Annotated in this window: 17 protein-coding genes; 7 read left to right on the plus strand and 10 right to left on the minus strand. The window is 58.7% G+C overall.

Annotation, left to right across the window (positions count from 1 at the left end; genetic code table 11):
• Positions 1-77 precede the first annotated feature (77 nt).
• The 5 genes from ASD01_RS06615 to ASD01_RS06635 all read right to left on the minus strand — a co-directional run bounded on the left by ASD01_RS06615 (position 78) and on the right by ASD01_RS06635 (position 7,393).
• Positions 78-1,136 (minus strand): response regulator, encoded by a 1,059-nt coding sequence (locus ASD01_RS06615; RefSeq protein ID WP_034794882.1) that lies wholly within the window; start codon positions 1,134-1,136, stop codon positions 78-80.
• An 8-nt stretch (positions 1,137-1,144) separates the two neighbouring features.
• Positions 1,145-1,711: a chemotaxis protein CheB gene (locus ASD01_RS06620; RefSeq protein ID WP_034794885.1), complete on the minus strand. Its 567-nt coding sequence runs from the start codon at positions 1,709-1,711 to the stop codon at positions 1,145-1,147.
• Positions 1,708-2,547: a CheR family methyltransferase gene (locus tag ASD01_RS06625; RefSeq protein ID WP_034794888.1), complete on the minus strand. Its 840-nt coding sequence runs from the start codon at positions 2,545-2,547 to the stop codon at positions 1,708-1,710. Before ASD01_RS06625 ends, ASD01_RS06620 begins: the two co-directional genes overlap by 4 nt.
• Entirely contained in the window at positions 2,544-5,990 is a 3,447-nt protein-coding gene (locus ASD01_RS06630) for a response regulator (protein ID WP_051659320.1), read from the minus strand. The genes ASD01_RS06625 and ASD01_RS06630 overlap by 4 nt, the downstream gene beginning before the upstream one ends.
• A gap of 377 nt (positions 5,991-6,367) precedes the next feature.
• Positions 6,368-7,393, minus strand: a complete 1,026-nt coding sequence (locus ASD01_RS06635; RefSeq protein WP_082573053.1) for a PAS domain S-box protein — start codon at positions 7,391-7,393, stop codon at positions 6,368-6,370.
• A gap of 315 nt (positions 7,394-7,708) precedes the next feature.
• On the opposite strand from ASD01_RS06635, the gene ASD01_RS06645 reads away from it, so the two are divergent.
• The 7 genes from ASD01_RS06645 (at position 7,709) to ASD01_RS06675 (ending at position 11,577) form a co-directional block, all read left to right on the plus strand.
• Positions 7,709-8,566 (plus strand): TIGR02587 family membrane protein, encoded by an 858-nt coding sequence (locus ASD01_RS06645; RefSeq protein WP_034794893.1) that lies wholly within the window; start codon positions 7,709-7,711, stop codon positions 8,564-8,566.
• 8 nt (positions 8,567-8,574) lie between these two features.
• The gene (locus tag ASD01_RS06650; RefSeq protein WP_034794896.1) at positions 8,575-8,982 is read left to right on the plus strand and encodes a TIGR02588 family protein; all 408 of its coding nucleotides are present in this window, start codon (positions 8,575-8,577) and stop codon (positions 8,980-8,982) included.
• Positions 8,983-9,063: 81 nt separating this feature from the next.
• Positions 9,064-9,516 carry a pyridoxamine 5'-phosphate oxidase family protein gene (locus ASD01_RS06655; protein WP_034794899.1) on the plus strand — a complete coding sequence of 151 codons (453 nt, stop codon included), beginning with the start codon at positions 9,064-9,066 and terminating at the stop codon, positions 9,514-9,516.
• 245 nt (positions 9,517-9,761) lie between these two features.
• Positions 9,762-10,013, plus strand: a complete 252-nt coding sequence (locus ASD01_RS06660) for a hypothetical protein (protein WP_034794901.1) — start codon at positions 9,762-9,764, stop codon at positions 10,011-10,013.
• A 169-nt stretch (positions 10,014-10,182) separates the two neighbouring features.
• Positions 10,183-10,503: a PepSY domain-containing protein gene (locus ASD01_RS06665; RefSeq protein ID WP_060530546.1), complete on the plus strand. Its 321-nt coding sequence runs from the start codon at positions 10,183-10,185 to the stop codon at positions 10,501-10,503.
• Positions 10,504-10,524: 21 nt separating this feature from the next.
• Positions 10,525-11,124, plus strand: coding sequence for a general stress protein (locus ASD01_RS06670; RefSeq protein WP_060530547.1), 600 nt, complete (start codon positions 10,525-10,527; stop codon positions 11,122-11,124).
• A gap of 246 nt (positions 11,125-11,370) precedes the next feature.
• On the plus strand, positions 11,371-11,577 hold the full coding sequence (locus tag ASD01_RS06675; protein WP_034803410.1) for a CsbD family protein: 207 nt from the start codon (positions 11,371-11,373) through the stop codon (positions 11,575-11,577).
• A 77-nt stretch (positions 11,578-11,654) separates the two neighbouring features.
• Here ASD01_RS06675 and ASD01_RS06680 read toward each other — a convergent pair whose 3' ends face one another.
• The 5 genes from ASD01_RS06680 to ASD01_RS36490 all read right to left on the minus strand — a co-directional run bounded on the left by ASD01_RS06680 (position 11,655) and on the right by ASD01_RS36490 (position 19,297).
• Entirely contained in the window at positions 11,655-12,875 is a 1,221-nt protein-coding gene (locus ASD01_RS06680; RefSeq protein WP_034803408.1) for an NAD(P)/FAD-dependent oxidoreductase, read from the minus strand.
• A 180-nt stretch (positions 12,876-13,055) separates the two neighbouring features.
• Positions 13,056-13,691: a BA14K family protein gene (locus ASD01_RS34445; RefSeq protein ID WP_082584573.1), complete on the minus strand. Its 636-nt coding sequence runs from the start codon at positions 13,689-13,691 to the stop codon at positions 13,056-13,058.
• A 327-nt stretch (positions 13,692-14,018) separates the two neighbouring features.
• Entirely contained in the window at positions 14,019-16,163 is a 2,145-nt protein-coding gene (locus ASD01_RS06685; protein ID WP_082584574.1) for a response regulator, read from the minus strand.
• Positions 16,156-18,756, minus strand: a complete 2,601-nt coding sequence (locus tag ASD01_RS06690) for an HWE histidine kinase domain-containing protein (protein WP_051659653.1) — start codon at positions 18,754-18,756, stop codon at positions 16,156-16,158. The genes ASD01_RS06685 and ASD01_RS06690 overlap by 8 nt, the downstream gene beginning before the upstream one ends.
• Positions 18,743-19,297: a biliverdin-producing heme oxygenase gene (locus ASD01_RS36490; protein ID WP_051659652.1), complete on the minus strand. Its 555-nt coding sequence runs from the start codon at positions 19,295-19,297 to the stop codon at positions 18,743-18,745. Before ASD01_RS36490 ends, ASD01_RS06690 begins: the two co-directional genes overlap by 14 nt.
• Positions 19,298-19,481 lie beyond the last annotated feature (184 nt).

The raw sequence follows: 19,481 nt of genomic DNA on the forward strand, positions 1-19,481 counted from the left end.
CGGTAAACTGCTCGATTAGCAGCTTTATGCCAGCACACCACAAACAAAAGTGCGTCAAGCGTCCTTGCGGGGACCGATCAGTTTTTTAAACTAGCTAGCGGGATGCGGAGCGCCAGACAAAGCCCATCTGTCCGCCAATTTCGCGCCAGCGATCCGTTCAATCCCAAGATTGCCGCTTTCTCCAACGTTGTTCCAAATCCCGTCCTTTCGGAGCTCTGGGACAACGGATGTGATCCGTGTTCACTCCACTTGACGTGAAGTTCTTCGTCGAAAGTCGAAAGGTCGATGCTCAATTGCCCCGCAGGGCCGGAAAGGGCACCATACTTGACAGCGTTGGTGGTCAGTTCGTGCAGAAGGAGCGCCATTGACGTCAGTGCCTTGTCGCCGAGGGGAGCGTCCGTTCCGGAGATCAGGATTCGAGAGCCGTGAGCGTGGTCGTGTGGCGCAACGATCGCCTTCAACAGAGCCACAACCGTCGTCGCAATATCTCCGCGATCGTCCTCCCCGACAAGGTCGGGCAGCGTAAGTTCGTGGGCGCGAGACAGTGCGTGTAGCCGCGACCGTAGATCAGCCTCTAGATCGGAAACGGTTGTGGCTTGCCTGGCGCTCACCGAGATCAACCCGGCGGTGAGGCTGAACAGGTTCTTGATGCGGTGATTGATTTCCCGCAGCAGAATATCCTTGTGCTCTGCTGCCTGCTTAAGCGCCTGCGCCTGGGCAGCGAGTTCATCTCGTTGAGCGGCGAGTTGCTGCCTTTGCCGGTACAGTTCGAAGAACACGTCGACTTTGCTTGACAGAACGTCCGGTTCAATCGGCTTTTGGATGAAGTCCACCGCGCCAGCCTCGTAGCCGCGAAAACGGCGTCGGCCGTCTGCAATACCCGCCGTCACAAAGATGATGGGAATGTGTCGCGTGCGTTCGTTGCCGCGCATCAACTCGGCAAGTTCGAAACCGTCCAGACCCGGCATCTGAACGTCGACAAGCGCGAGCGCCACGTCTTGTCGAAGCAGGATCTCAAGCGCCTGATCGCCGGACCGCGCCTTCATGAGAAGGCGATCGTCTCGGCGGAGCAGTGCCTCCAGCGATATGAGATTTTCCTCGAGGTCATCGACCAGTAGAAACGGGACGGGCTCCATAGTTGTTCTCAGACCTCTTTCAAGTATTCGGCAATGGCATCGAGCGACAGGACGAGGGCGCTCGGGCATGATTGGATTGCAGCTTCCGGCATGGCGCGAGCGTGAGCGCCTTCGGGGTTTTGCACGATCACCGTTCCGCCTGCATTGTGGACAGCCGCCAGGCCGTCTGCCCCATCTCGGTTGGCGCCGGTCAGGACAATCGCGATAAGATCCGGCCCGAAGGCATCGGCAGCACTTTCGAAAAGTATGTCGATTGACGGGCGTGAGAAGAGGACAGGCTCATCAGAGGAAAGGGACAGGTTCCTGTCCGTTTCAACGAGCAGATGATAGTCCGGCGGTGCAAAATAGATCGTGCCGGCCTCGAGCGACTGTTTGTCCTCGGCCTCCTCGACAGGCAACCGGCACTTTGCACGAAACAGGTCGACCATAAGGCTCGGCCTGTCGGATGGAACGTGAACGACCACGATCACGGGCAACGGGAAGCTTCGCGGCAACGCCGGCAGGATTGCCGAAAGTGCTTCGACAGCCCCCGCCGAAGCGCCAATGATCACCGCTTGAGCTTTTGCTGGCGTCATTCGACACGCCTTTGGTAGATCTTCTCCTCACGCACGAAATCCGTGAACGCATCGGCATGAAGGGAAAAGCGCAAATTCTCCTTGGCGCCGAGCCCGAGGAAACCTTTGCGAGCGAGCGAGTCCTTGAAAAGACCCACCGCGCGGTCCTGAAGCGCGCGGTCGAAGTAAATCATGACGTTTCGGCACGATATGAGGTGCATTTCTGCAAAAACGGCGTCGGTCACCAGGCTGTGATCCGAAAACACGACATGGCGGCGCAAGGTCTTATCGAACAGCGCCTTGCCGTATGCCGCCTGATAGTAGTCCGACAACGATGATTTTCCACCCGATTTGCGATGGTTCTCGGTGAAAAGCTGTATCCTGTCGAGTGCATAGACGCCGGCCTCGGCCGCCTCCAGCGCTTCATGACTGATGTCAGTGGCATAGAAGATCGTTCGATCTTCGAGGCCTTCTTCGCGAAACAGGATAACCAGCGAATAAAGCTCCTCGCCGCTGCTGCAGCCAGCAATCCACACCTTCAAGGAAGGGTAGGTCCTCAAGTGGGGAACGACCTTTTCCCGGATCGCCTGGAAGTAACTCGGATCGCGAAACATCTCGCTCACTTGGACGGTCAGAAAACGCAGCAATTGCGGCAGCATTGCCTGATCGTGCAGAAGTCCCTCCTGCATCGCCGAGAAAGTATCGAACCCCAGTTGTTCGCGCGCCTTTTTCAGGCGGCGCTTGATCGAGGCCATCGCATAGTTGCGAAAGTCATAGTGGTATTTGAGAAACAGTGCTTCCAGCAGCAACCGGATTTCGATGTCTTCTACCTTTTCAACGGCGGTGGCTTCGCTCATTTGGGCATCCATACACGCACCAGCGACAGCAGCCTGTCGACGTCCAGCGGCTTGGCCATGTAATCATTCGCCCCAGCCTCAATGCAGCGCTCCTGATCGTCCGGCATTGCCTTGGCGGTCAGCGCAATGATCGGCAACTTCTTCCAAGTCGGGTTCCTTCGGATTTCAGCGGTCGCGACCAAACCATCCATCACAGGCATCATGACGTCCATCAGCACGAGCTCAATCGGGCGCCCGGGGCCAGATGAAGCTTTTTCGAGAACCTCCAGTGCCTCGCGGCCGTTGCGCGCGATCTCGACGATCGCACCGCGCGGTTCAAGAATGTTGGTTAGCGCGTAGACGTTTCGGATATCATCTTCCACCACGAGAATGCGACGCCCCTCCAACAGCGCATCGCGGTTGCGCGCCTTGCGGATCATCTTTTGCTGTTCGTCCGGCAGTTCCGATATCACCTGATGCAGGAACAGGCTCACTTCATCGAGCAGTCGCTCGGGGGATTTTGCCCCCTTGATGATGATCGACTTCGAGAAGCGCCTCAACTTCTGCTCGTCATCCGCCGAGAGTTCGCGTCCAGTATAGACGATGACAGGCGGGAAGGCATAAGCGCTCTGTGAGCTCAACGTCTCCAGCAACGAATATCCCGACGCGTCAGGCAACGACAGGTCAAGCACCATGCAGTCGAAAGTCTGGTGCTTCAGGAGGTCAAGGCATTCGGCGGCGGTGCTGGCGGTCACCGTCTCGACGTCCTGGGTGCCGATCAGTTTTGCCACCGCTTCGCGCTGCACCGGATCGTCCTCGACGACCAGGACGCGATGCATTTGTTTCGTAAACCGCGCCTCGAGCTTTTGCAGAACCTTCAACAGTTCTTCTCGATTGACGGGCTTGATGGCATAACCGGCAGCCCCGAGAGAGTAGGCACTCTCGGCGTGATCGCTCCCCGACACGACATGGATCGGGATATGACGGGTCAAGACATCATGCTTCAGCCGGTCGAGGACGGCGAGGCCCGATTGGTCCGGCAACCCTATATCGAGCACGACGGCGCTTGGCATGAATTCCTTCGCAAGCAAAAGCGCCTCTTCGGCGGTTGCCGCGACAATTGCCTGGAAGCCCATTTCCCGCGACAGATCACGCACGATGCCGGCAAAAGTGTCATCATCTTCGATTACCAGCAGCACGCGTTTTGTATTTGTCAGAACATCTCGGTCGTCGTCGATCCGGCGGATCGGCCTGGGCGTAACCGTACCTGCCTTTTGCGCCGTGACCGTCGTTGCGAGCGTTCCTGGACTTGGCGCAAGAGCTGTCGGCTTGGCCACATCGAACCGTTCCCCGATGGTAACGGTAAACGTACTACCCCGTCCCGCCTGGCTTTGAAGCACGATCGTTCCGCCCAAAAGCCGCGCCAGTTGCCGAGAGATGGAAAGGCCGAGCCCGGTGCCGCCATACTTACGGCTGATTGTGCCATCGGCCTGGTGGAAGGCATCGAAGATCGCCCGCTGATGTTCCTGTGCAATTCCGATTCCGGTGTCGCTGACGGAGAAGCTAACCTTGCCCTCGCCAACCGAACCAATCACCAAGGTGACCTTGCCGGTCTCGGTGAACTTGATCGCATTTGAAAGCAAGTTCTTGAGAATTTGTTCAAGCCGCAACGGATCGGTCTCGATAGTGAGCGGACATTCCTCAGCAAGTTCAACGGAAAACCCGAGTTTCTTCTCGGTCGCCAGCGGCAGAAACACCTGACGAAGGTTGCCGGCCAGTCGCTCGAGCGAAACGGTTTCCGGCCGGATTTCGACATGCCCGGCCTCGATCTTGGAGAGATCGAGAATATCGTTGATCAGGTTCAAGAGATCATTGCCCGAGGATTGGATCGTCTTGGCAAACTTCACCTGCTCCTCAGTCAGGTTTTCGTCGGGATTGTCCGCAAGCAGCTTGGCCAAAATCAAGGAAGAGTTCAGCGGCGTGCGCAACTCGTGGGACATATTGGCAAGGAAGTCGGATTTGTATTGGCTTGCCTGCTCTAGTTCCTTCGCCTTGGCCGATATCGATACGTTCGCGCGCTCCAGCTCGTCGCGCTGAGCCTCAAGCCGCTGGGCTTGTGTTTCCAGCTGAGCATTGGTCTGCTCAAGTTCAATTTGCTGCTGCTCGAGGTGCGCCTGAGATTCCTTCAGCGCCCGCCCCTGCTCTTCAAGCTCTTCGTTTGAAACGCGCAGCTCCTCGCTTTGCGTTTGCAACTCTTCGGACTGCCGTTGCGTTTCCTCCAGCAGGTCGTGAAGCTGGCCGCGATAGGTCGCTGCCTTCACGGCAATCGCGATAGCCTCCGATGCGCGGTCAAGAAAGGTGACGATGGTCTCGTCGATTGGCCCAAGAAAGCCGAGCTCGATCACCGAATTCACTGAACCATCGACCTTTCCGGTCTGGATCGCGAGATGGCGTGGTTTGTCCATCCCAAGCCCGGAACCGAAGGCCAGGTAACCATCCGGGACATCGTCGACGACGATTGAACCCCCTTCCGCAACCGCTTGACCCAAGAGGCCTTCGCGGGGTCGAACCGTCATTGGCAAGTTCGCCTCGGGCGGAACGCCACGACTACAAGCCCGCTGGAACGAACCATCACCGCGAATGAAGATCGCACCGGCAATGGCGCCTGCGTAAGGCGCCAGGAAGTCGAGAATACTTTTGCTCAGCTGCTCGATCGACTGATCGCCCATCATCGCCGACGCCAACCCGACCTGACCAGCCTGAAGCCATTCATCCCTTCGGCGGACGATCGTGGCCTTGCGAATGAGGAGGGCGATTGCTGCGGTCAAAGCAATTCCGAGAAGACCAGAAAGGAGAGTGCTGAGCCGCGCAGTCTTCTGCGCATTCTCCATTTCGGCCAATCGATCAAGGCGCACTTCCAGCTCAGCGCCCGACATGGCCGCAATCTGCGCGCGGACGGCATCCATTTCGATCTTGCCGCGATCGGAGTTTACCATCGCAATCGCCGCCTCAAGACCGTCGGCCCGTCTCCGATCGATGGTCGCCCCGAGTTCCGCGAGCTTGGCGTCCACATGTTGCCTGAGAGCCACCAGCCGCTGACTTTGGCCCGGATTGCTCGCAGTCAGTTGACCGATCTGATCGAGTTTTGGCCGAATGGCGCGAACTGCCGCGTTGTAGGGGGCAAGGTAGCCCCCACTATTGGTCAACAAAAACCCACGCTGACCGGTCTCGGCATCCTGAACAAGCGACAGCAGTTCGTCGAGAGAAACAATGGCAACGTGGGTTTGTACAATCCTCTCATTGCCCCGTTGCAGGGCCTCCAGGTTGAGATAGGCAACGACGCTGCTTGCGACAAAAAAGAAGAGGGTGCCTGCCAGGCCGAGGGCCACGCCCGCTTCTAGGCCCAAAAGCGCGCGGAACGAGCGCGAACTCAAGCTCGATCTTCTGGTTGCGGTGGCGGACATTCAGACTCCGAGGAAAGAGCAAGCATTGAGTGGAAACAGCGACCGTGTGCTGACGGTGCGTGGCTGGATTGCGAAGACGTTCTGGTTCAGCGGCGGTTCCTGCCGAAGTCGGAATTCGACCAGCCCTGACGGATTCGCGCTGATTCTATGTTGCATTATCAAACCTGCCCGCCGAAGCGTACAAACTTTTGAAATAACAGGCCGTTTGTTCACCCGTCTGCCCCCAAAACCTTTCCCGCTAAACCGCGGAATGCTGAATTTGCGAGCTCTAACTATGGCTCCCTCGTTCTTTTTCCATCTCCCTGCCGCCACCTCATTCTCGCCAGGCACCGCCTGTCACATTTTGGTGACAGTGCACAGTGGTCACTGCAGTGATTTCACAGAGAGAAGCGCGGCCACTCCAGGAAGCGGTCCGCGGGCCCGACCAACCGCCACCGGGCAAATCCGTCTCCGTGGGCGGATTCCACCTTGGCGTTTAGGGCCTGCGGCACTGTCCTCTTTAGAACGACCGCGCCAAAACCCGAGCGCGGCAACTGATAGTCGCGACCTTCAGGGCCAGGGTGCTCATCCCAAGACATCGAAAAGGCAAGGCCTGCCGGGGAAGTGGCCAGCGCCCAGGTAATTGAAATCGTGCCGGCACGCGACCGCAATACGCCGCCCTTTGACGAATGAAGGGCTAACTCGTGGATCGCCATCCCAAGATTTTCGATTGCAGCTGGGGCAAGCGCGATGCCCGGGCCAGAAATCTGACAGAACGCTTCAGCATGAAACGCTGCGATCTGCTTTTCGACCAGGCCTCTTAGATCTGTTGCTTGCCAATCTGCCGACGCAATCAGGTCGTGGGATGCCGAAAGGGCCCATATGCGGTTTTCAAGGTCCTTCTGGAAAACCGCAGGTTCCGTTTCTTCGCTCCTGCTCTGCCGGATCATCGAAAGAATGATGGCATAGTGGTTCTTGACCCGGTGGTTGACCTCCCGCAGCAGCAGGCGAATTCGCCTTTCACGGTCCTTTGCGGATGTGATGTCGCGCGCAACCTTGGATGCTCCGATGATGCGGCCCTTGGAGTTGCGGATCGGGGAGATCGTCAGCGAAACGGTTACAAAGCTGCCGTCCTTGCGCTGCCTGACGGTTTCGAACGGTTCAATCCTTTCACCTTTGCGCAGGCGCTGCAGCAGATCTCGCTCTTCGTCGTGAAGATGAGTGGGTATGATCGTCAGGATTGATCGCCCGACCATCTCCTCGGCTGAGTAGCCGAACATGCGTTCGGCTGCGCCGTTCCAGGTTCGCACGGTACCATCGAGATCCTTGCTGACGATGGCGTCGAAGGACGACTCCACAATGGCCGCAAGCCTCGCTCGCAAGATATCTTCACTCCCCGCCTTGTCGAAAGAACCCAAGGGCATAGCTTACTGCTCCAACTTCACGAACATTCCCTTTCCCAAGGGCTACCAACCCCGTGGAAAGACGTGGACGTTGTTATTGTTCCAATGCCCTGAGCAACGAAAGCATGAGCGCTACGCGCCGGTCGCGATCACCGGAGTGCGGACGGCTGAACGGGTTCGATGTGCACTTGATCGATGCAAGCAAGGAAACGCCGACATTGAGGGGCTGGACCGGCCGGCTGGACATCAGGAACTTGCGCTGTCTCTCGACGTTACCTCTGTCAGAGAAATGCTGCCGCGTCCTTGCGAGGCCGACAGCAACCTTGAGAGGGAAAGATGACCAAGGGCGGGACGCGGGCCGATTTTGACCATGGCCGCTTCGCGAAGGGCCTCGCACGCGGCTTCGCCGGCGCGTTGCTTTTTGCGCTGCCTATGTTCCTCACGATGGAAATGTGGGAACTCGGCCTCTACATCGACCGCGACCGGCTGCTTATTTTGTTTGTGGTCAACATTCCGCTGCTTGTCCTCCTTGCGCGTCGGATCGGCTTTGAAAATGTATCGACGTGGCGCGAAGCGCTGCGAGACGCAAGCATTGCATACTGCCTGGGTATCGCGGCGAGTGTCTTTGTTCTTTTCATGATTGGCGTCCTAAAGATTGGCCAGGCCCTGCCGGAAGTGCTTGGAATGATCGCCATTCAGGCGGTCCCAGCCAGCATTGGCGCCTTGCTCGGCCGCAGCGAACTGGGGACACGAACCGAAAGCGGCGAGGACGAGAAGGATCCGATCGGCGAGACGCGGGGCGATGGTTACGGTGGCGAACTTTTTATGATGGTCGTTGGGGCTCTGTTTCTCGGTCTCAACGTCGCCCCAACCGAAGAAATGATCCTGATATCCTTTAAGATGTCGCTGTGGCACGCCATTGCCGCAATCTTGGCGTCGATCCTGCTGATGCATGGCTTCGTCTACGCCCTGTCTTTCATAGGCGGCCATGAACTCGATGAGAACACACCTGGCTGGCATGCCCTTATCCGCTTCACAACGCCGGGTTACGTCATCGCATTCGCGATCAGCCTCTATTGCCTATGGACGTTTCATCGGCTGGACGGCCTCGATCCAACACAAGCGATTGTCGCCACGGCTGTCCTCGCCTTCCCGAGCGCAATCGGCGCAGCCGCAGCGCGCCTCATTCTGTAGGTAACGTGATGGCAAAGACCCCGAAACCAGGCTCCGTTGAAAATCGTCGAGCGCATTGGATCGAATGGACGACCGGTGCGGTTTCCACCATCCTGATCACGGCGCTTATTGGCTGGATCAGCTATCAGGCTGCAACCCAGGCCGATGGGCCTCCGGACCTCTCGGTGACGATCGTCAGCAGCGCGGGGAGTGCTGGCGGATATCTGGTCATGTTCGATGTTAACAATGCAGCCGACCGAACGGCGGCCGCCGTCGTCGTACGTGGCGAAATCACCGACAACGATAATGTCATAGAGACCGCGGAGATCACGCTTGACTACGTGCCTGCGCGATCGAAGGCGCGGGGTGGACTGATCTTTCGCAACGATCCTGCAGGTCGCTCCCGTGTTTCCGCGACCGGTTTCAGCGAACCGTGACCGACGACGTGCGCCAGGGCGGTGTCAAGGAACCTGTTTGTGCTCTCGCGGTTAGGACCTGAACGCCAACGGGAGTGCACGATGACTTTGACGCTCAACGACATCTCCAACGAACTGAAGAATATCGACTTCGGCATGCTTTCGACAAAGAAGGCAGACGGAACCATCTCCAGTCGACCAATGAGCAACAATGGCGACGTGGACTATAGGGGGGACACCTGGTTCTTTTGCTTTGAGCAGTCACAAAAAATCACCGAGATCAAGGCAGATCCGAAGGTAGCCCTGACTTACACCGCTCGTCCGAGCCTTCTCGGCAAACCCGGTATTTTCATTGCAATCCAAGGGAATGCTTCGCTCGTGGGTGACAAGCAGACGTTTGCCGAGCATTGGATGAGCGAGCTTGAAAGATGGTTTCCCCAAGGCGTGGACACACCCGGTCTTTTAATGATCAAGGTTCACGCGTCGAAAGTCACCTACTGGGATGGCGATGAGACGGGGAGCATCTTCGCCCCTGACGACCACCCACAAGACTAGCGCGCAAAGCCCTCCGTCCTATGCACCGGCACCCGCGCTCGCTGTTCACTCTCAAGGCGGCCAAAAGCCCATAAAAAGCGCACATCTAGACCCACAGTTGCACGCGCTCCTAACGCACCAAACGCTTGGATGTTCCTTGAAAAAACTTCGCTTTTCGGCCCGCTATCAACGGAACAGAACGACCCGTTTTGCCGTTCAATCGCGGTGAACGCCGGTGTCGTATCGGCCCAATGGAGAACATACAAATGCTGAAACGGATTGCTACTTTCGCCCTCATCGCGGCATTTGCCAGCCCCGCTCTGGCACAGCAAAAGGTCGTTTGCGATGAAGCTTCAATCGCTAAGGCCGAACAGCAAGTCGCGCAAATCTCCGACGGCGCAAAAAAGATCGAGTCCACCAAGGAACTCACCATGGCGAGAGATGCCATGATGGCGAACGACATGGAGAAATGCACGTCGCATCTCGACAATGCCATCAAGGGCATGGACGCCATGTAGAGTCCGTCCGAAGGGAGCATTGATGCTGAAGCGCAGTGTTCCCTCAGTCTGCTGCATATAATCCATCATGCTGCTCACCGGGTCGAAACGAACGGAGATGTGGCTCTTATGATCTCAAATTTTTCCTCCGGATGCCCGCATCTCGAGGATCGAAACGAGGAACAAAATCATGAAAAATATCCTGCTAGCCGCGGTCTTCCTCGGCGTATCGAGTTTGGGCGCGCTCGCGCAGACCGCCACACCTCCCGCTACGGCAGATGGTGATACGCCTGCCGTGGCAACACCAGACACCACCAATCCAACAGCGCCCGTCGCCGGTGCCAACAGTTTCACTGAAGAACAGGCCAAGGATCGCCTTACTGATGCCGGCTACACCGATGTGACCGGTCTAAAGCTCGACGACAAGGGCGTCTGGCGTGCAACTGCCTCGAAGGACGGCAAATCCATGCAGGTCGCGCTCGACTACCAGGGCAACATTGTTGCCAACTAACTCCAGAACGAGGAAATCCCCATGAAAACCGTTAGTGGACTTTTTGACGACTATTCGGACGCCCGCGCCGCTGTGTCAGCCCTTGAAGATCGCGGCGTGCCGTCGGACGACATCAGCATCGTTTCCAACAATGTTGGGGATCGGTACGGCACTGCAAACGAAAGCAACGCGGCTGAAGGCGCTGGGACAGGCGCCGGTGTCGGCGCTGCGGTCGGTGGCATTGGCGGCCTGTTGACTGGCCTTGGGGTCATGGCCATCCCGGGTGTCGGTCCGGTGGTCGCAGCCGGTTGGCTTGCCGCGACCGCGGCGGGTGCTGCCGCCGGCGCGGTAGCAGGTGGTGCCGCCGGCGGGATTATCGGAGCGATGACGGATTCGGGCGTTCCGGAAGAACATGCCCATGTCTATGCGGAAGGCGTACGGCGCGGTGGCGCGGTCGTCACGGCACGGGTCGACGACGCGCTCCAGGCGGATGCCGAAGCGATCCTACGCCGCGGTAGCTGGGTCGACCCGGTGCAGCGTCGAGCTTCTTATTCAGAGCAGGGCTGGCGGCGCTTTGATCCGACGCTCGCTCCCTATACTCCCGATGAGGTTGAACAGGAGCGGCGGCGCTACAGGCGCTGATGTCCCCAAGGCGTCTTCTCGGGTCCTAAATTCATCCGTTGCCGGCATACCGGCATAATGCCGCTGGCAACGGATAAGCATTGCCTAAACCAACGAGGCAGGGCCTGCAGTCGGCTAAACTGTCTCGAGGTTCATAGAGCCGCGCCCGACAAACAGCACCATCATTCGTCTCAACAAATAACGGAACAAGTGCGTAGCTCACTCGTTCAAGAAATGTACCTGAAATAGCAATGGAGCGTCCCCAAAATGGATTGGAACCGTGTTGAAGGCAACTGGAAGCAGATTAAGGGTAAGGTCAAGGAGCAGTGGGGCAAACTCACCGACGATGACCTCGACCAGATCAACGGTAAACGCGAGCAACTCGAAGGCAAGATCCAGGAGCGTTATGGATATGCCAAGGATCAGGCGAGGAAAGATATCGACGACTGGTATTCAAACCAGCGTTTCCATTGATCCAAAGCTACCTCCACTCTTTATGTTCAAAGGCCGCCGTTCCGGCGGCCTTTCTGCTTGCTGCCTGGCTTCAAAGCTCAGCGAAAGGCAAACAATTCGCTATCTGGGTCGCGGTAGCCCAAAATCTCTGACGACACGATCTCCGCAGCGATCTGGCTGTAGGTAATGCCATTGCCCCCATAACCCATCACAGCATAGACATTCTCCAGCCCCGGAACGTTTCCGATAAGCGGCAATCCGTCAGAGGTAATGCCAAAAGGCGCGGCCCAAAGATAATCCGGTTCGCCGATTGGTATTTCCAGGAGCGCCGACAGCTTTGCGCGCAAGATCTGGGATTTGGCTCTAAGCTTGATAGGGTCCGCAAATGCGGTGGCGCTTTCTTCGTCCTCCCCTCCAACAATCACGCGACCATCCTTGGTCGAGCGAAAATAGAGGTATGGATCGGATGCCTCCCAAAGAACATAGTTCTTAAGCCAGTCAGGCCGTGGATGGTGCGGCTTAGTCGCAAGAGCCCAGGTGGATACCATCCGATGGCCTTGGTGGGCCACGACGTCGAGAAACTCGTAGCCCGTGCAAAACACAACGTGCTTGGCCAGTATGATTTCGCCTGTCGAGGTCGCAGCGGCGTTCCATCCTTCAACGCTGCGTACGTCGGTAATCTCCGTGTCGCCTATGAGCGAAACACCGTCCCTCTGGGCTTTGCGCCACAAGCCGGCTGTCAATTGCGCCGGATTTGCGGCTGCAGAAATATCGGACTCGATTGCCGCAGTCCGATTGAGACCGAACTCTTCGCGCAAGCAAGCAGACTTGAGAAACCTTGCTGAAATGCCAGCGGCCTGCCGCGCGTCGATTTCCAAGCGAAGCGCGCGGGCACCATAGGCATTGCCGGACAGATAAAGAGACTTCTTTTGTTCAAAGCCACAGTCGATTCCAAGACTGTCGATGAGCGTGATCAGTGCTTCCACTGCTCTTGCGGAGCGTTGCCATGCGCGCCGCGCCTTGTCCTGCCCAATCATCGTGGTGAGCTGGTGGAGCGGCACATCGATCTCGTGCTGGATCATCGCAGTGCTCGCCAAAGTGCTGCCTTGTACCGGCCAGCGTCGGTCGACGACGAGAATTTTCATGTCTCGCTTGGCAAGGGACAACGCCATCAGCGCCCCTCCGATGCCGGCGCCGACGATCAACACATCGACTTTGTCAACGGAGATGCGACTTTGCGCGACAACCTTGATATGACGCGTGTTGGACCACAGTGGCCGATTGGACCGCAATTTGCGCTTTCGCGTGATTTTCTCCAACTCTTTGCATCTCCATGTTCCGGTAGAGGTTGGATAGCCGGACGAACGCTCATTCTTCCGCTTTACTCTCGCTATCCATCGGGATCGCGATCCCTTGAATGCCTCAGCCGTCGCAACGCACGCCCGGGAGAGGCCGGTGCCGCCGAAGAATGTTCGTGCCGCAGTTGACTTGCGGGCTGCTCATCGCCCCGACACGGGCCGCACGCTGTTGCTCGCTTCGAGGCGCGCATCTTGGGATGGATAAAGGCAGTGCCTTCGAGGGCCGTTGTAGGGCTGGTAGGTGTTGTCATCGGCTCGATACGACTGATAGCGGACGGTACACGAGACGGTACGCGGTTCGGCCGTCGCGTAGCCCACGAACCGCCGATCGATTTGCGCCGTCCGGTCTTTGTGGATCGGGTACATGACCGCGTAAGGCGACTGGCACGTTCGTATTTGTCCACCGTATGAACGGTACGCGTTGGTTTCGGGGTTATAGGACCGGTAGCGGCTTGAGCACCAATCGCGGTGGGCTGTCGAGAGGCCGGTATGGGAGGTCACCAAGGTTGGAGCGGTGAGTGCCAGACGCCCCGATGTTCGCTTCGCCGAAACCGGGTTCGTGACGTAAGTGGAATAGACGGGCGGCAAACGCTGGTAGTTCTGCTGGCTCCGGTCGATCCGGACCGGTGTTGCGGTCCAAAGATCTGGAGCCGAAGCCGACTTCAGCAGAGGAGGTTCGGTGGGCTTGGCCAGCACGAGTGAGGCGACGGACGCAGCCGCGGCGCTGGCGCAAACGGACAATGCGATGCCAAATGCCAGCGATCCGATCGCTTTCATGGTTTTGCTCCTCTGCCCGTCACTGGGAATGCCTTTTGGTATCAGCGCGAAATCGAAAGCGATTGAATTTCCAACGAAAACGCCTTGCCGCGACGACCCTCGTCGCCGACAGTTAAATGCCGAGGTTGATTTTTTGTTCCCCTTACGGGCTTTGGTCGGGCGGAAATTCAGACCAAGGGCGTAGCTTGACCAGAACGAGGGTTATCGAGCACTTCGAAACTCCTGAAAAGAGCGCGGACTTGCAGATTGCCCGGTGGTCCCGTCAGCTGAGCGCAGTTGGCTGTCCATCGGCGAAATGCAGCAAGCCTGGCGCGCCAGACCCAGTTGTCATTGGCGGATCAAGCTTTCGACCCGCCGCGCCAGCACGTCAGCTGTGAAGGGTTTGGTGACCACTTCCATGCCATGGTCGAGGTGCCCGTGGTTGAGTACTGCGTTCTCCGCATACCCTGTGACGAAGAGTACGTTAAGACCGGGACGCTGGACGCGCACCGCATCCGCAAGCTGCCGTCCGTTCATGCCGTTCGGCAGCCCGACGTCGGTAACCAGAAGATCGATTGTGGGGCGTGCATCAAGCATTTTAAGGGCGGAAGGGCCGTCGCTCGCCTCCAGCACTTCGTAGCCCAGCTCTTCGAGAATTTCGACCGCGACCATCCTGACCAGGGGTTCGTCGTCCACGACTAGGATGGTGTGAACTCCGGTCGCTGCAGGCGCGGACCCCGCGTCGGCTGGTATGTCGGAGCTATGATCTTCGGCCGCGTGGCGGGGCAAATAAATGCAGATCATCGTGCCCTTGCCCACTTCGGAGTATATGCGCACGGCACCACCGGATTGGCCGGCAAAACCGTAGACCATGGAAAGGCCAAGCCCCGTCCCCTGTCCGATCGGCTTCGTCGTGAAAAACGGATCAAAGGCGCGGGCGACCACATCCGGCGACATGCCCGTACCGGTGTCGCTGACGCACAAGGAGACATATTGCCCCGGCGGCAATCCACGTTGGGCCGCAGCGCGTTCGTCGAGCCACCGATTGCCGGTCTCGATCGTCAAGCGTCCACCATCCGGCATCGCGTCGCGAGCGTTGATGCAAAGATTGAGCAGAGCGTTCTCGAGCTGGCCAACATCGACGAAGGCCGTCCACAGCCCTCCTGCTCCGACAGTCTCGACCGCCACCCCAGGACCGACGCTTCGGCTGATCAGATCTTGCATACCCGCGACGATGCGATTGATGTCCGACGGCTTCGGATCGAGCGTCTGCCTGCGGGAAAAGGCAAGGAGGCGCTGAGTTAGGCCCGCGGCCCGCTTCACCGCCCCTTGTGCTCCCGTCATATAACGGTCGATCTCACCCACACGGCCCTGGGCGAGCCGAGTTTTCATCAGATCAAGGCTGCCGCTGATGCCGGCGAGGATGTTGTTGAAGTCGTGCGCCAGGCCCCCGGTTAGTTGCCCGACAGCCTCCATCTTCTGCGCCTGCCGCAGGGCGTCTTCCGCCTGGACAAGGGCTGCGGTGCGTTCCTCTACCCGTTGCTCTAGCGTTTCGTTGAGCGTGCGGAGGGCCGCAAGGGCATGGTCACGTTCGGCTTCGACCGCGCGCCGCTCCTCGATATCGATCAGGACACCCGGAAATTTAAGCGCAACACCGTCACTGCTGCATTCCACGCGACCGTTCGCCTCGAGCCAGCGATACCTCCCGTCCTCGCGACGCGTCCTGTATTGGTGGGCATAGGCTCCGCCTTTTGCCAGGGCCTCTCTGACCGAGGCCGTCACTCGTTCCTGATCGTCGGGATGAACGGCGCCGACGATATCGGCAAGGCTCAGGCCTGAGCGCCCTTGCTGCGGATCGAACCCAAACGCGGCCGCAAAAGCTTCGTCGACCGTAAAGCGATCGGTAGGCACGTCCCACAGCCACGTGCCGATGATCGCCCCTGCGGCCATCGCCATTTGCACACGCTGTATGTTATCGCGCGCGTGGCTTTCGCTCTCGCGTAGCGCCGCTTCGGCCTTCTTCCTCTCGGTTACGTCGCGAAATAGGACCGCCACCTGGCGCAGGCCTGCCGGCTCGATGCGGGTGGCCGAAACTTCGATATGCCTGGCGACTGATTTGAACTCCTGCTCGAAGCGCACTGGTTTGCCGGTGCGCAACACGCTGCCATAGACGTCCAACCAGACATCCGCGTTGCCGGGTTCAATCTCCCGAAGCCGTTTGCCGACGATGTCCGAGATGCCTGTATGCCGGCCATAGCCGGAATTTGCTTCAAGGTGTACGTAATCGCTGAGCGGACCATGTGGTCCGTCGATGAAGCCAATAATGCAGAAACCATCGTCGATCGCCTCGAAAAGGGCTCGATAGCGTGCCTCTCGCGCGTCGTCGTCGCTGGCGTTATGGACCTTCAGCGCGGCGCCTCCCTGCGACAGGGCCCTCAGCCTCAGGATCTCGTCCTCGAGTTGCTCGCGAGACAGCGACTTGATGTCAGACATCGATTTCGGTCTTTCCCTTCGTCGTTCCTGTCACTGCCCTTTGCGCGTCTCTGGACAGGGTCTCGTCCCACAGCAGTGAAAGCGCTCCGACGATGGCATTTCTGCTGTAGGGTTTGCGCACGATCGGCACGCCGATAAGGTCCGGCGGCAGTTCTGCTCCCTCGCCATAGCCTGTAGCAAAAACGAATGGAGTGCCTCTGCGCATGAGTTCGCCGGCGATCCCGAACGAATTGGTCTGCCCGAGATTGATATCGAGAATCGCCAGTTCCGGAGCAGTCCTCTCGATATGTGCCATGGCCTGCTGCACGGAGCTCGCCGTCGAAACCTCCGAGAACCCTTCGTCCGACAGCATCGCTTCGAGATCAAGCGCTATGAGCATCTGATCCTCAACGATCAGAACCCTGGGGTTTGCACGGCCAAGGCCGCTTTGTTCGGGAGCGGCGGTACCGACCGTATATGTTTCCATTGTCGGACCTAACGCGGTGAGTTTGACGTGTGGGGAGGGGATGCTGAACTCTGCCTCAAGCCCCGATGGTTCGAAGCGGACGGAGCTGCGCCCATGAAGATCGTAGGGGACGCTGCGCTCGATGAGGGCACTACCGAATCCCCTGCGTAACGGCAGAGTGACGAGTGGACCGTTTCGCTCGCGCCAGGAGACGTCGCAATCGGAGCCGGTCATCGTCCAGCGCACCTCTACTTCGCCAGCCGTCACCGAAAGCGCGCCGTATTTGGCGGCGTTGGTCGCGAGCTCGTGAAACACCAGCGCCATTACCGAAAAAGCACGGCTGTCGAGCCAGACGGCAGGACCTTCGAGCGTTATTGTCGACAGATTTGTCCGGTAAGGCTGGAGTTCGGCCTCCAGGAGATCCGCCAGGATCCCGCCCCCATCGCCGCGCACGACCTGGTCATGCGCGATTGCGAGCGCCTCGATGCGACCCTGCAGCGTCGAAACATATTCTTCGAGCGAATTCTTGTGCCGTTGAGGGCTCGTCACCAGAGATTTGATGACGGCGAGGATGTTCTTGACGCGGTGGCTAAGCTCCTGGTTCAGCATCCGCTGCCGAACCTCGGACTTGCGCCGCTCGCCCGCCATCAGCTCGTTGTGTCGCAGCACCACCTCGACGATCGCGACCCGGACGATCTCGGCGATTTCCCGCTCGGCCTCCGACCAGGGCTGCGCCTGCGCCTGGACTGTCTCCTTCCAGATCGCAAAGCTCTTGCGTGGTGTCAGGCGGTCGCCGAGTGGACCTGCCTCATAGGTCTTTTCAGGATTGCCGGCCCAGTTGAGGGTCTGGACCAGTTCTTTGCGAAAAAACACCAGGCAATCCGAGCCGGTTTGCGAAAGGGGAATGGCGAGAACGCCCGAAAGCCGCTCGCTGTAGGCCGATGCCTCCGGGAACTTCTGTGACAGGGCATGTGTCGCCCAGACGCGCCCTTCGCTGACAGTGCGGATGAAGTCCAGAAGAGCGGCTCTTTCTTCGTCCGGCGGAGCGGTGCCGATCCCCGCCCATTTGCCATCGACCATGACGCCGATGCCGTCGTTTGCCAGCAACTGCGAGAATTCACGCAGGCTTTGGCGCAACAGCTCACCCACATCCTCGTGATGGGAGGACAAAATGAGAAAACGGTCGAGCGCTTCGCGTGTGCCGGCGACGGCCGCAACCCGGCGACGTTCCTTCAGAGATTTCAGGTGCAGCGAGAAAAATTCGCCGAACACTTCAAGCGCAACGCGTTGAGCCATCGGCAGGGCGCGCGGCGAATAATGGTGGCAGGCGATCAACCCCCAGAGCTGGCCGTCCAGAACAACCGAAATCGACATCGACGCGGCGACGCCCATGTTGCGCAAGTATTCGCAATGGATGGGCGAAACGCTGCGCAAGTGCGCGAAACTGAGGTCCAATGGTTCGCCGGATCCGTCCAGAACCGGCTCGACCGGGACGCGCGCACCGCTCGCGTCCGAAATGACGCGAATGGTGTTCTTGAGATAAAGTGCGCGGGCCTGCTGGGGGATATCGCTTGCTGGAAAATACTGGCCCAGAAAACTCTCAAGATCGGCGCGTTTCGCTTCGCTGACGACCTTGCCTGATCCGTCCTGCTCAAAGCGGTAGATCATCACGCGGTCATAGCCGATGGTACCGGCAACGATCCGGCACGCGCGCTGCACGAGACGGTCGACGTCGGTGATGTCCTTGATACGGCCAATCATCTCGCGCGCGATATGCAAGGGCTGACCGATCGACGGCGCCGGCTCGAACTCAATGATGACGGCCGACTTGTGAAGGTGGACGGCAATGTCGAACACGCGGTCGCCAAAAGCGACATCGAGCAAAAGGGCCGGTCGTGAGGCCGCTCCCGCGGCCGCAAGCGCATTGCGCAGATCATGCAACAACTTTGGGCCGAGCACGTCGACAAGAGGCCGCCCAAGGAGGCTGCCCTCCCAGGCGAGCATCTTCGCAGCGTTTGCCGATATGCGTTCGATCGTCGTGAACCCGACATTGCACGCCAGAAGACAACCGTGCGGTTGGATGCTCCCGGGGATATGAATGGGCTCCCTGTCGCAAGTCTCGAGGGTGACGGGTTCAACTGGCGACAAGATATGTACTTTCAAAGCAAGTTTGGGCGAGAGCAAACACGGCGTTCGCCGTGACGGCAGACCGAACGACGTCAAAATCGCGGGTTCGTTCGAGGAGCGACAGGAAGGACGGCCATCGGGTCGTGTCGTTCGCCATCGAAGCAAGGTGCTTCGCGCCGAAGGTTTCATCGAAACCAAGCTTCAACGCCCTCTGACGCAAGACCCGCGCACCGAGAGACGACCCTTCCACCACGTAGAGGGCACCGAGCAGCGCGCTTGGGTCGGAAAGATCGAAATCAGGCCGAATGCGGCGCGCCGGTGCCAAGCCGAGATCGCACGCGTCCTGAGCAAGCAGCTCTGCAACCCCTGATGGTCGCCAATTCCAGCCTTCAGGCCAAGAGACGTTCCTCAGCGCTTCGTCCATTATCGCACGAAACGGCAACACGCGCGCTACGTACCGGCGATAGTCCTCGATAGTGCTGAGCTCGCCGACCGCGGCGTCTACCCGCTGATGTGCATCCCGCGTCCTATTCCTCAATTCAACGCGTTCACTTCCGCGCATGCATTTTCCGCCTAATCATAAAATACGACCCGTTCTGTGGCACGTGGCCGAGGCAGGCCCCAGACTAAAATCGCTTCAAGAACTAGGGCATGGCCACGATTGCGACAAGGCAATCGCGTTCTGTTTTTGGAGATGAGAGTGAAGGGCACGGCGCTCGAACATCCAAGGCTGAAAAACGGCTTTC

Source organism: Ensifer sp. Root423 (genome assembly GCF_001426275.1).
In the GTDB taxonomy this organism is placed as follows: Bacteria; Pseudomonadota; Alphaproteobacteria; order Rhizobiales; family Rhizobiaceae; genus Ensifer; species Ensifer adhaerens.